This window comes from Kitasatospora sp. Ki12, from assembly GCF_054601375.1.
This window is the reverse complement of the sequence record NZ_BAAIHT010000003.1, coordinates 574,895-588,412: the sequence shown is the minus strand read 5'-3', so window position 1 is coordinate 588,412 and position 13,518 is coordinate 574,895. Positions and strand designations below refer to the sequence as shown.

8 protein-coding genes are annotated in these 13,518 nt (G+C 69.9%); all 8 read left to right on the top strand.

Annotated elements, in window-relative coordinates; all coding sequences use genetic code 11:
• Positions 1-174 precede the first annotated feature (174 nt).
• A complete protein-coding gene (locus tag ACYP53_RS33165; RefSeq protein ID WP_459650162.1) occupies positions 175-672 on the top strand; it encodes an AMP-binding protein in 498 nt (165 codons plus the stop codon).
• A gap of 196 nt (positions 673-868) precedes the next feature.
• Positions 869-1,372 (top strand): AMP-binding protein, encoded by a 504-nt coding sequence (locus ACYP53_RS33160; RefSeq protein WP_459650161.1) that lies wholly within the window; start codon positions 869-871, stop codon positions 1,370-1,372.
• 211 nt (positions 1,373-1,583) lie between these two features.
• Positions 1,584-4,430, top strand: coding sequence for an FkbM family methyltransferase (locus tag ACYP53_RS33155; RefSeq protein ID WP_459650160.1), 2,847 nt, complete (start codon positions 1,584-1,586; stop codon positions 4,428-4,430).
• Positions 4,431-4,435: 5 nt separating this feature from the next.
• Positions 4,436-5,131 (top strand): AMP-binding protein, encoded by a 696-nt coding sequence (locus tag ACYP53_RS33150; protein ID WP_459650159.1) that lies wholly within the window; start codon positions 4,436-4,438, stop codon positions 5,129-5,131.
• A gap of 91 nt (positions 5,132-5,222) precedes the next feature.
• Complete coding sequence (locus ACYP53_RS33145) at positions 5,223-6,302, top strand: non-ribosomal peptide synthetase (RefSeq protein ID WP_459650158.1); 1,080 nt, start codon at positions 5,223-5,225, stop codon at positions 6,300-6,302.
• A complete protein-coding gene (locus tag ACYP53_RS33140; protein WP_459650157.1) occupies positions 6,302-8,140 on the top strand; it encodes a condensation domain-containing protein in 1,839 nt (612 codons plus the stop codon). The genes ACYP53_RS33145 and ACYP53_RS33140 overlap by 1 nt, the downstream gene beginning before the upstream one ends.
• Positions 8,137-8,538 (top strand): AMP-binding protein, encoded by a 402-nt coding sequence (locus ACYP53_RS33135; protein WP_459650156.1) that lies wholly within the window; start codon positions 8,137-8,139, stop codon positions 8,536-8,538. The genes ACYP53_RS33140 and ACYP53_RS33135 overlap by 4 nt, the downstream gene beginning before the upstream one ends.
• Positions 8,539-8,641: 103 nt before the next feature.
• Positions 8,642-13,471, top strand: a complete 4,830-nt coding sequence (locus tag ACYP53_RS33130) for an amino acid adenylation domain-containing protein (RefSeq protein WP_459650155.1) — start codon at positions 8,642-8,644, stop codon at positions 13,469-13,471.
• The last annotated feature ends 47 nt before the right edge of the window (positions 13,472-13,518 follow it).

Sequence of the window (13,518 nt, the reverse complement as noted above, 5' to 3'; positions counted from 1 at the left end):
CCCCGCTGTTCACCTCCATCTTCAACTACCGCCACAACACTCCGGGTCGGTTGTCCAGGAGGCGCCGGTCGAGAGCAACGGCGGTATCAGCACCGTCTTCATGCGAGCGGACGAACTACCCGCTCGCGGTCTCGGTCGAGGACGACGGCACCGGCTTCGTATCACCGTGGACGCGTGGCACCGATCGACGCCCACGCCGTCGGTCTTCTCGTCAACACTGTGGTGGCGAACCTGGTGCCGGCGTTGGAGGCGGCTGCCGGTGATGGTGGTGAGGTGGCGCTGCGCTCGGTGGATGTGCTGGATGCCGTGGAGCGGGATCGGGTGCTCGTCGAGTGGAATGTTCCGGGGGTTGGTGTTTCGTCTGTGTCGTTGCCGGAGTTGTTCGCGGTGCAGGTGGCGCGGGTGCCGGGGGCGGTTGCGGTGGTGGACGGGGATGTCGCGCTGTCGTATGCGGAGTTGGATGCGCGGGCGAATCGGTTGGCTCGTTATCTGGCTGGTGTGGGTGTGGGTCCGGAGTCGCGGGTGGGGGTGTGCCTGTCGCGTGGTGTGGATCTGGTGGTGGCGCTGCTGGCGGTGGTGAAGGCCGGTGGGGCGTATGTGCCGGTGGATCCGGAGTATCCGGTGGAGCGGTCGCGTTCACGGTGGCGGATTCGGGTGCGGTGTGTGTGTTGACGTCGTTGGAGTGCGTGGCGGTTGTGCCGGTGGGTGTTCCGGTGGTGGTTCTGGATGATCCGGGGGTGTCGGCGGGGGTTGCGGCTCTGGATGGCGGGCCGGTGTCGGTGGCGGTGTTGCCTGGTCATTCGGCGTATGTGATCTATACGTCGGGTTCGTCGGGTCGTCCGAAGGTGTGGCGGTCTCGCACGGGAATGTGGTGGGGCTGTTCGCGGGGACGCGGGGTCTGTTCGGGTTCGGTGCCGGGGATGTGTGGAGCTGGTTCCATTCGGTCGCGTTCGACTTCTCGGTGTGGGAGTTGTGGGGTGCGTTGTTGCACGGTGGCCGGGTGGTGGTGGTGCCGTTCGGGGTGTCGCGTTCTCCGGAGGAGTTCTGGGAGTTGGTGGAGCGTGAGGGTGTGACGGTGTTGTCGCAGACTCCGTCGGCGTTCTACCAGTTGGTGGCGGCTGAGGGTGGTGGTGTGCGGGGTTCGTCGTTGCGGGTGGTGGTGTTCGGTGGTGAGGCGTTGGAGCCGGGCCGGCTGTCGGGGTGGTGGGAGCGTCGGGGTGGTGGTGGTCCGCGTCTGGTGAACATGTACGGGATCACCGAGACGACGGTGCATGTCACGTTCGAGGAGCTCGCCGCCGGGGCCGTGGCCGGGGTGTGGCGGGGAGTGTGGTCGGTCGGGGGATTCCGGGGCTGGTGTGTTCGTGCTGGATGAGTGGTTGTGTCCGGTGCCGGTTGGTGTGGCGGGTGAGTTGTATGTGTCGGGTGGGCAGTTGGCTCGTGGGTATGTGGGTCGTCCGGGGTTGTCGGCGGGGCGTTTCGTGGCGTCGCCGTTCGGGTCCGGGGAGCGGATGTACCGGACGGGTGATGTGGGTCGTTGGTTGCCGGGTGGGCGGTTGGAGTATCTGGGGCGTGCGGACGAGCAGGTGAAGGTCCGTGGGTTCCGGATCGAACTCGGCGAGATCGAGGCACAGCTCACCGCCCACCCGGGCGTCGAGGACGCCTGTGTCGTCGTCCGGGACTTCGGTGAGCACGACCGCCGCCTGGTCTCCTACGTCGTCCCTTCGACGCAGAACGCGCACTCCGTCCGCGAGCTGGCCAGGATCGCGCGGACCGAGCCCGAGGCGCTCGGACGGACCTACCAGCTCCCCAACGGCATGACGGTCTTCCACCAGAACAGGAGTGAGACCGACTTCGTCTTCGAGGAGATCTTCACCAACCTCGAATACCTGCGGAACGGCATCACCCTGCCCCAGGACGCCTGCATCGTGGACGTCGGAGCCAACATCGGGATGTTCACGCTCTTCGCGAGCGTGCAGGTCCCGGACGCACGGATCTATGCCTTCGAGCCGATCCCGCCGGTGTTCGACTCCCTGCGGCGCAACGTGGAGCTGCACGGCGTCAACGCCACCGTCTTCGACTGCGGTCTGGCCGCCGCCTCCGGGGAGGAGACGTTCACCTTCTACCGGCACAACACCGTCATCTCCAGCAGCCTGACCACCGCCACCCAGGCTCACGAGATGGTCCGGTCCTACCTGCGCAACCGGGAGGAGCTGACCGAGAACGGCGTGGTCACCGGCGACGAGCTGGTGGACGAGCTGGTCGATGCCCGCATGGACAGCGAGCAGTTCACCTGCAGGCTGCGGACGCTCTCCGAGATCATCGACGAGGAGGGGATCGACCACATCGACCTGCTGAAGGTCGATGTGGAGAACGCCGAGTACGAGGTGCTGAAGGGCATCGACCGGCGCCACTGGTCGCGGATCCGCCAGCTCGTCGTCGAGCTCCATGACGTCGACGGGCGCTTGGCCGAGGTCGAGGGCCTGCTGACGTCCCTCGGCTTCGAGGTGCTGGCCGAACAGGACAACCGGCTGCTGCGGGACATCCAGCTCTACAACCTCTACGCCATCCGCCCTGAGGCGGCCCCGGGTGCCAGGATCACCGAAGGTCGGCCGGCGGCGTCCGCTACGTCCGGCGCGTCGCTCCCAGCGGCCCCGGCCCCGGCCCCCGGCGCGCCGCGCTGGTTCGGGCAGGCCGACCTGGTCGACGACATCCTTGCCGCACTGCGCGAGGCCCTGCCGGAGTACATGGTCCCGTCGGCGACCGTCGTCCTGGACGCACTGCCGCTGACGGTGAACGGCAAGCTCGACCGCAGGGCCCTGCCGGCACCGGACGCCCCGACCGGCGCCCGGTCCGGCGCCCGTGGCCCGCTCGACGCCCGCGAGGAGATCCTCTGCGCCGCGTTCGCCGAGATTCTGGGCCTGGAGTCGGTCGGAGTGCACGACGACTTCTTCGCCCTCGGCGGCCACTCGCTGCTGGCCGTCCGGCTGGCGAGCAGGGTACGCACCGTCCTGGGGGCCGCGATCCCGGTGCGGACGCTCTTCGATGCCCCGACTCCCGCGGCTCTGGCGGCCGTCGTCGCTGCCACCTCCGGCCCCGCCCGGGCCCCGCTGGCGGCCCGCGAGCGGCCGGAGCCGGTGTCGCTGTCATTCGCCCAGCGTCGGCTGTGGTTCCTGGGGCAGTTGGAGGGCCCCAGCGCGACCTACAACATCCCGATGGTGCGCCGGCTCGGCGGCGAGTTGGACGTCGACGCGCTGGGTGCGGCGCTGCTCGATGTGGTCGGCCGGCACGAGGTGCTGCGGACGGTGTTCGCGGTGGCCGAGGACGGCGAGCCCTATCAGCGGGTGCTGCCCGTGGCGGAGTGCGGCTTCGCCCTGCGGACCGTCGAGGTGCCGGCCGGGGACCTGCCCGCCGCGGTAGCCGAGGCATCGGGACACGCCTTCGACCTGGCCGGTGAGATCCCCGTTCAAGCCTGGCTGTTCACGAGCGGCGAGGGCGAGCACACGCTGGTGGTCGTGGCGCACCACATCGCCACCGACGGCTGGTCGATGGCCCCGCTGGCCGCGACCTGTCGGCGGCGTACGCGGCGCGGTGCGAGGGCCGGGCGCCGGAGTGGGCGCCGCTGGCCGTGCAGTATGCCGACTATGCCCTCTGGCAGCGCGAGCTGTTGGGTTCCGAGGACGACCCGGAGAGCGTGCTGTCGCAGCAACTCGCCTACTGGCGTGTCGCGTTGGCAGACTCCCCCGAGGAGCTGGAGCTGCCGCCGACCGGGTCGGCCCGCAGTCGCCACCTACCGCGGCCACCCGGTGCCGGTGGCGGTTCCGGCCGAGGTGCACCACGGGCTGGAGCGGATGGTGCGCGAGCAGGGTGTCACCGTGTTCATGGCGCTCCAGGCGGCGCTGGCCGTGCTCGTGAGCCAAGCTCGGTGCCGGGACGGACATCCCGATCGGCACCGGCGAACGCCGGCCGCACCGATGAGGCACTCGACGACCTGGTCGGGTTCTTCGTCAACACCCTGGTGGTGCGACGACCTGTCCGGCGACCCGACGTTCGCGGAGGTTCTGGGCCGGGTCCGTGAGGCGTCCCTGGCGGCTTCGAGCACCAGGACGTGCCGTTCGAGCGCCTCGTGGAGGAGCTCGCCGTCCCGGTCGCTCGCCCGGAACCCGCTGTTCCAGGTCGACTCACCCTGCAGAACCACCGCGCGAGCTGCGATGCCCGGCGTGGACTCCGTGGTGCAGACCGCGGGCAACTCCCGGGCGACGCCGACTGATGTTCACGTCGGCGAGGACCAGGCGCGACGGGGATTCCGGCCGGTATCCACGGCGTCGTTATCGGTGCGGCGGATCTGTTCGATCGGGTGTCGGTGGAGCGGATCGCTGCCCGTTGGGTGCGGTTGGTCGCCTCGTTGGTGGCGGAGCCGTCGGTGCGGTTGAGTGCGGTGGATGTGCTGGAGGCCGAGGAGCGGGGGCGGATTCTCGGCGAGTGGATTGACACGGCGGTGGAGGTGCCGGTCGCGACGGTGCCGGAGTTGTTCGCTGCGCGGGTGGCGCGGGCGCCGGGGGCGGTGGCGGTGGCGGGCGAGGGCGTCGAGCTGTCGTATGCGGAGTTGGATGCGCGGGCGAACCGGTTGGCGCGGCTGTTGGTGGCGCAGGGTGTGGGTCCGGAGTCGGTGGTCGCGGTCTGTCTTGAGCGTGGTGTCGACCTGGTGGTGGCGCTGTTGGCGGTGGTGAAGGCCGGTGGGGCGTATCTGCCGGTGGATCCGCAGTATCCGGCGGAGCGGATCTCGTTCATGCTGCGGGACTCGCGGGCGACGTGTGTGCTGACGTCGGAGGCGTGCGAGGACTTCGTCCCGGTGCTGATCGGTGTGCCGGTGGTGGTGCTCGACGAGCGGTCGACCGGGGCGCGGTTGGCGGTGCTGGAGGACGGTCCGGTGGTGTCGGGTCCGTTGCCCGCGCACCTCGCGTACGTGATCTACACCTCCGGTTCGACCGGCCGTCCGAAGGGCGTGGCCGTCACCCACGCCGGTATCGCCGCCCTCGTGGCGGCGCAGGCCCGCCACCTCGGCGTCGACGAGCGCAGCCGGGTGCTGCAGTTCGCCTCGCCGGGTTTCGACGCGGCGAGCTGGAACTCGTGATGGCGCTGTGTTCGGGTGCTCGGTTGGTGGTGGCGGGGGCGGGGGAGTTGTTGCCGGGGCCGTCGTTGGTGGAGTGGTGGCGCGTCATGGTGTGACGGTTGCGACGTTGCCGCCGGCGGTGCTGGGGGTGCTGGATCCGGTGAGCGTGCCGTCGTTGTCGACGGTGGTGTCGGCGGGTGAGGCGCTGGGTGCGGAGCTGGTGGAGCGGTGGGCGCCGGGGCGGCGGCTGGTCAACGCGTACGGGCCGACGGAGACGACGGTGTGCGCGACGATGAGTGCGCCGCTGTCGGCGGGTGAGGTGCCGTCGATCGGCGGGCCGATCGTGAACGCCCGGGTGTGGGTGCTGGACGATACGTTGCGTCCGGTGCCGGCGGGTGTCGCGGGTGAGCTGTATGTGGCCGGGCCCGGGGTGGCGCGTGGCTACATCGGTCGGGCCGCTCTGACCGGGGAGCGGTTCGTGGCGTGTCCGTTCGGTGTTCCTGGTGAGCGGATGTATCGGACGGGTGACCGGGTGCGGTGGACGCATGACGGTCGGCTGGAGTTCGCGGGTCGGGCGGACGAGCAGGTGAAGGTCCGGGGTTTCCGGATCGAGCCGGGCGAGGTCCGGGCCGTTGTCCAGGATCATCCGGGTGTGGCTCAGGCCGCGGTCGTGGTGCGGGAGGACGTGCCGGGCGACAGGCGCCTGGTCGCCTACGTCGTCCCGGAGGCCGAGGGTGAACTGTCGGATGCTGTGCGGGAGTTCGTTGCGCTGCGGCTGCCGGAGTACATGGTTCCCGCGGCTGTGGTCACGTTGGACGTGATCCCGTTGACGGTCAACGGCAAGCTCGACCGCAAGGCCCTGCCCGCCCCCGACTACGGGGTCTCGGTCGGCGTCGGACGGGAACCTGCCAACGAGCATGAGCGGGCGCTCTGTGCGGCGTTCGCGGAGGTACTGAACCTGGAGACGGTCGGCGTGGAGGACGACTTCTTCGCCCTCGGTGGCCACTCCCTGCTTGCGGTCAGGCTCACCAGCCTGTTGCGCGCACAGCTCGGCGTCGAGGTACCGGTGAAGACGGTGTTCCAGGCCCCGACCGCGGCCCGACTGGCCCTGGAGATCGCGGACCTCGGGTCCGGAAGCAAGGAAACAGCTAGGCCGGCGTTGCGGCCGATGCGTCGACAGGAGGAGTCCTGATGGTGCCGTTGTCGTTTGCGCAGCGTCGGTTGTGGTTCCTGGGCCAACTGGAGGGCCCGAGCTCGACGTACAACATCCCGCTTGTGCTGCCGCTCTCCGGTGAACTCGACACCGACGCGCTGGGCGCGGCGCTGCTCGACGTGATCGGTCGGCACGAGGTGCTGCGGACGGTGTATCCGGTCGCCGACGGCGGCGAGCCGTACCAGCGTGTTCTGCCGGTGGAGAGGGCCGGCTTCGTGTTCCGGGCGACGCGGGTCGCCGCGGCGGAGCTCCCGGATGCAGTGGCCGAAGCGAAGCGCCACGTTTTCGACCTGTCCTCCGAAGTCCCTATTCGGGCTTGGATGTTCACCACCGACTCGGACCAGCACACGCTGGTCGTGGTGATGCACCACATCGCCGCGGACGGTTGGTCGACCGCTCCACTGGCGCGAGACCTGACGGCGGCGTACACGGCCCGGCGTCAGGGTCGGGCGCCGGAGTGGGAGCCGCTGCCGGTTCAGTATGCGGACTACGCGCTGTGGCAGCGTGAGGTCCTCGGCTCGGACGAGGACCCGCAGAGCGTGATGTCTCGGCAACTCGCTTACTGGCGGGGTGTGTGTTCCGGTGCGCCGGAGGAGCTGGATCTTCCGGTCGATCGGGTGCGTCCGGCGGTTGCCGGTTACCGTGGGTACTCGGTGGAGCTTTCCGTCCCGGGGGAGGTCCATGCGGGCTTGGTCCGGCTGGGCAGGGAGCAGGGCGCGACGTTGTTCATGGTGGCGACGGCTGCGCTGGCCGTTCTGCTCTCCAGGCTGGGTGCCGGCACCGACATCCCGATCGGCGCGACCACTGCGGGCCGGACCGCGATCGCTCTGGACGATCTGGTCGGCTTCTTCGTCAACACCCTGGTCCAGCGCACCGACCTGTCCGGCGACCCGACCTTCCGTGCTGGAGCGGTCGGGACACCACATTGGCGGCTTCGGGCACCAGGACGTGCCGTTCGAGCGCCTCGTAGAGGAGCTCGCCCCGGAGCGGTCGCCGGCCCGGCACCCGCTCTTCCAGGTCATGCTCACTGGACCAACGCCACGCGCGGGCTCGCCCTCTCCGACGTGCAGCGGCGCCGCCGGCACGTCCTTGCACCTGAGGTGGTGGCGAAGTTTGATCTGGATGTGAGTTTGGGGGAGGTGTTCGATGCGGAGGGGCGTCCGGCTGGTCTGGGTGTGGTGGTGATCGGTGCGGCGGATCTGTTCGACCGGGTGTCGGTGGAGCGGATCGCGGGTCGGTTGGTGCGGGTGCTGGGGGCTGTGGCGGCGGATCCGTCGGTGCGGTTGAGTGCGGTGGACGTGCTGGGCGCCGTTGAGCGTCGTCGTGTTCTGACGGCGTGGAACGACACGGCGGTGGAGGTGTCTGCCGGCACGGTGTTGGAGTTGTTCGCGGCGCAGGTGGAGCGGACGCCGGATGCGACTGCTGTGGTGTTCGAGGGCGTCGGGCTGTCGTTTGCGGAGTTGGATGCGCGGGCGAGTCGGTTGGCGTGGTTGTTGGTCGGTCGGGGTGTGGGGCCGGAGTCGGTGGTGGGGTTGTGTCTGCCGCGTGGTGTGGAGATGGTTGTCGGGATTGTGGGGGTGTGGAAGGCCGGTGGGGCGTATGTGCCGGTGGATCCGGGGTATCCGGCGGAGCGGGTCGCGGTCACGTTGGCGGATGCGGGTGCGGTGTGTGTGCTGACGGTCGGGGAGACGGCGTCGCTGGTTGGTGATGGTGTGCCGTTGGTGGTGCTTGATGATGCCGTTACGTGTGCGGAGTTGGAGGGGTTGCCGGGGTCGGGTCCCGGGTTCGGGTGTCGGGGTCGAATGCGGCGTATGTGATTTTCACGTCGGGTTCGACGGGGCGTCCGAAGGGTGTGGTGGTGTCGCATGGGTCGTTGGTGAATGCGGTGTCGGTGTTTGTTCCGGTGTTCGGGGCGGGGCCGGGGGTGGGGGTGTTGCAGTTCGCTTCGTTCAGTTTCGATGCGTCGGTGCTGGATGTGGTGGTGGCGTTGTGTTCGGGTGGGCGTCTGGTGGTGGCGGGTGCGGCCGAGCGTGCGGAGCCGGCGTTGTTGAGGGCGTTGGTGGCGGGTGAGGACGTGCGGGTGGCGAGTGTGGTGCCGTCGCTGTTGGGGGTGTTGTCGCCGCGGGATCTGGCGTCGGTGGAGACGTTGGTGGTGGGGGCGGAGGCGATCGGTGTCCGGCGGCGGGGGTGTGGTCGGCGGGTCGTCGGTTGGTGAACACCTATGGGCCGACCGAGGCGACGGTGATGGTGGCGCGGGGTGTGGTGGATCCGGGGCGTGGGGGTGTGGTGCCGTTCGGGTCGCCGGTGGCGAACACCCGGTGTTCGTGCTGGATGACCGGTTGATGCCGGTGCCGGTGGGTGTGGTGGGTGAGCTGTATGTGGCGGGCGTGCAGTTGGCGCGTGGGTATGTGGGTCGTCCGGGTCTGACCGGGGAGCGGTTCGTGGCGTGTCCGTTCGGTGTTTCGGGTGAGCGGATGTATCGGACGGGGGATCGGGTGCGGTGGGCCGCGGACGGGGTGTTGGAGTTCGCGGGTCGGGCGGATGAGCAGGTGAAGGTCCGGGGTTTCCGGATCGAGCTGGGTGAGGTCCAGGCCGTTGTCGCGCGGTGCCCGGGGGTGGCGCAGGCGGTGGTGGTGGCGCGGGAGGACGTGCCGGGTGACAAGCGCCTGGTCGCCTACGTCGTTCCCGCCGAAGGCGACGAACTGCACGACGGTGTGCGTGAGTTCGTGGCGTCCCGGCTGCCCGAGTACATGGTGCCCACCGCCGTCGTCGCTCTCGGCGTGATCCCGTTGACGGTGAACGGCAAGCTCGACCGCAAGGCCCTGCCGGTTCCGGACTACGGGGTGGGCGTCGGTGGTCGCGGGCCGTCGAGTGTCAGGGAGGAGCTTCTGTGCGTGGGCTTCGCCGAGGTCCTCGGTCTCGAAGGTGTCGGTGTGGATGACGACTTCTTCACTCTCGGTGGGCATTCGCTGCTCGCGGTCCGTCTGGTGGAGTGGTTGCGGTCGCGTGGTGTGGCGGTGTCGGTGCGGGCGTTGTTCCAGTCGCCGACGCCGGCCGGGCTGGCGGCGGTGGCGGGTGCGGAGTCTGTGGTGGTGCCGGCGAACCTGATTCCTGAGGGCGCCGAGCGCATCACGCCGGAGATGCTGCCGCTGGTGGATCTCGACGAGGCCGCGATCGGGCGGATCGTCGCGGCGGTGGACGGCGGCGCCGCGAACATCGCGGACGTCTACCCGCTGGCGCCGTTGCAGGAGGGTCTGCTGTTCCACCATGTGATGGCGGAGGGTGGTGACGACGCGTACGTGGCGCCGCGGGTGATGCGGTTCGACTCGCGCGCGACGCTGGACGCGTTCCTGGGTGCGTTGCAGCGGGTGGTGGACCGGCACGACATCTACCGCACCGCCATCGTGTGGGAAGAGCTGCCGGAGCCGGTGCAGGTGGTGTGGCGGCGTGCGGTGCTGCCGGTGACCGAGGTGGCGCTTGAGGCGTCCGGCGCGGATCCGGTGGAGCAACTGCTGGCGGTGGTGGGCTCGTTGATGGACCTGGGACGGGCCCCGCTGCTTGACCTCCACGTCGCCGCCGAGCCGGACGGTGCCGGTTGGCTGGCGCTGGTGCGGATGCACCACCTCGTGATGGACCACACCGGCATGGACGTGGTGCTGGGTGAGGTGCGGGCGTTCCTGGCCGGGCGTGGTGACGAGCTGCCGGAGCCGCTGCCGTTCCGGGACTTCGTTGCCCAGGCCCGCCTCGGCGTGCCGCGGGAGGAGCACGAGCGGTACTTCCGTGAGCTGCTGGGTGATGTGGAGGAGACCACGGCCCCGTACGGCATGGTGGATGTGTACGGCGACGGCGTCGGGGTGGTCCGTGAGTCGGTCTGGCTGACGGACGACCTCTCTGCCCGGTTGCGGCTCGTGGCTCGTGCGGTCGGGGTGAGCCCGGCGACGGTGATGCACCTGGCGTGGGCCCGCGTGCTGGCCACGCTCTCCGGGCGTGACGATGTGGTGTTCGGCACGGTGCTGTTCGGCCGGATGAACGCCGGCGCCGGCGCGGACCGGGTTGCCGGTCTGTTCATCAACACGCTGCCGGTGCGGGTGAAGGTGGACGGCACCGGCGTACTGGAGTCGCTGGGCGGTGTGCGCCGTCAGCTGGCCGAGCTGCTGGTCCACGAGCACGCGCCGCTGGCCGTGGCGCAGCAGGCCAGTGGCCTGTCCGGGACGGCCCCGCTGTTCACCTCCATCTTCAACTACCGCCACAATGCGGCCGGACCTTCTCCCATCGCTGATGCCGAGCGTCCGTCCGGCGAGATCCGGACGGTCTTCACCCGGGAGCGGACCAACTACCCGCTCTCCGTGTCGATCGAGGATGTCGGTGACGGTGTCGGCGGCGGCTTCGGCTTGACCGTGGACGCGGTGGCGCCGATCGACGCCCAGGGCGTGGGCCGTTTGCTGGGTGCCGCGATCGAGGGTCTGGTTCCGGCGCTGGAGGCTGCTGTGGAGGACGGTGTGGACCGTCCGCTGAATGAGGTGGACGTTCTCGACGGTGCGATCTCTCATCGGCTGCTCGCCGAGTGGAACGACACGGCGTCCGTCGTTCCGCAGACGACCATGCCGGAGCTGTTCGCGGCGCACGTCGCCCGCGAACCCGGGGCACCCGCGGTCGTGTGCGAGGACGTCGAGCTCAGCTACGGGGAGTTGGACGCACGGGCGAATCGGCTGGCCCGGTGGCTGGTGAGTCGTGGTGTCGGGCCGGAGTCGCTGGTCGCCGTCTCCCTGGAGCGTGGAGCCGACCTGATGGTCGCGTTGCTCGCGGTGGTCAAGGCTGGTGGGGCGTATCTCCCGCTCGACCCGGAGTACCCGGCGGAGCGGATCGCCTACATGCTGGCGGACTCGGGTGCGGTGACGGTGCTGGCGTCCTCGGCGACGGCGGTCGGCCTGCCGCCGCAGTCGGATGTCGTCCGCGTCGTCCTGCTCGACGATCCGGCGATGGTGGCGGACCTCGCCGCGCTGAGTCCGGCCGCACTGTCCGACGCCGACCGACTGGCGCCGCTGAGGCTGCAGCACCCCGCGTACGTGATCTACACCTCGGGTTCGACCGGTCGGCCGAAGGGTGTCGCCGTCTCGCACGCGGGCGTCGCCAGCCTGATCGAGGGGCACGCGCGCTGGCTGGGGGTCGGGCCCGGGGACCGGGTGGCGCAGTTCGCCTCGGCGAGCTTCGACACCTTCGGCTGGGAGTGGTGCATGGCCCTGCTGCTCGGGGCGGCGCTCGTGGTGGTTCCGGCCGAGCGGAGGTTCGGCACGGACCTCACCGGCATCCTGGCCGAGCAGGACGTCACCCACGCGACGCTGCCGCCCGCGGTGCTGGCCACTCTCCCCGAGGGATCGATCGCCCCCGGGACGGTACTGATCGTGGCGGGCGAGGCCTGCCCGCCGAACCTGATGGCGCGCTGGGCGCAGGACCGTCCGATGTTCAACTCCTACGGGCCGACCGAGACCACGGTCGACGCGACGCTCTGGCGCTGGCGGCCCGAGGCCACGGAGGTGGCGATTGGCGCGCCGGTGCTGAACACCCGGGTATACGTTCTGGACGAACGCCTGCGACCGGTGCCCGAAGGAGTAGTGGGTGAGCTGTACGTGTCCGGCGCCGGCTTGGCGCGCGGCTACGTCGGGCGGGCGGGGCTGACCGCCGAGCGGTTCGTGGCCTGCCCGTTCGATGGGCCGGGCGAGCGGATGTACCGCACCGGTGACCGGGCCCGCTGGACGACGGATGGACAGTTGGTGTTCGCGGGCCGTGCGGACGACCAGGTGAAGATCCGCGGGTTCCGGATCGAGCCGGGCGAAGTACGGACGGTGCTCGCGGCCCACCCGGCTGTGCGGGAGACGGCGGTGGTGGTTCGTGAGGACCAGCCGGGCGAGAAGCGTCTCGTGGCCTATGTGGTGCCGGCCGATCGTGAGGCGGAACCAGGTGAGCTGTCCGACTCCGTTCGGCTGTTCGTGGAGGAACGGCTGCCCCGGTACCTGATGCCATCGGCGCTGGTGGTGCTGCCCGAGGGACTGCCGATCACCGTCAACGGCAAGCTGGACCGCGCGGCCCTTCCGCTGCCCGGTCACACCACTGGGGCGAGCGAGGCAGTCGAGGGGGAGTCCGCCACCGCGCTCCAGAGCCTCATGTGCGAGACCTTCGCCGAGGTGCTCTCACTGGAGAGTGTGGGCGTCGACGACGACTTCTTCCGGCTGGGCGGGCACTCGCTGCTCGCGCTCTCGCTGGTGGAGCGCCTGAGGGCCCGAGGAGTGTCGGTGTCGGTGCGGAGCGTACTCGCGGCACCGACGGTCCGCGGGCTGATGGAGCGGATGAGTCTCTCCTCGGTCGACGACGCGCTCGGCGTCGTGCTGCCGATCCGGACGACAGGTGATAGGCCGCCGTTCTTCTGCGCACACCCGGGTGGTGGGCTGAGTTGGCCGTACATGCCGCTGGCGCGTCACGTGCCCAAGGACGTCCCGCTGTACGGTCTTCAGGCTCGCGGCATCGACGGGACGGGTGAACTCGCGGGCTCCGTCTCCGAGATGGCGGCGGACTACCTGCAGCAGATCCGCGCTGTCCAGCCGTCGGGCCCGTATCACCTGCTCGGCTGGTCGTTCGGTGGCGTTGTCGTTCAGGAGATCGCCGTGCAACTGCAGGAAGCCGGCGAAAAGGTCGGTGCCCTGGTCATACTGGACGCGTACCCTGCGGCCCACGCCGCCGACGATGGCGGGGAGGAAACCGAGGAGAGCCCCGAGGCTGTCTCGTTCCAGACGGCGGAGGGCGACGGACGGGATGAAGGCCTCACACGCCTGACCGAGCGCATTCGCCGGGAGTCCGGACGCGTCCTCGGTGCCATCTCGGAGGATGAGCTCGGCCTGCTCGTCCGCGTGTTCCGGAACAACGCCAGGTTGCAGGACGAGCACCGGCCCGGACGTTTCGACGGCGACGCACTGTTGGTGGCCGCAATGGAGGGGCGTCCGCCGGAGACAGAGACCGTCCAGCGATGGACGCCGTACGTCTCGGGTGAGATCACCGAGACCCGACTCGCGTGTACGCACCTGGAGATGCTTCACACCGGGAATCTGGGGCAGGTATGGGCGTCGGTCGAGACGTGGTTGGACCCCTCGGTGTGACCCGTGGCCGCCGCGATCGTCGTCGGGACAAAGGGTGGATTCTTGCC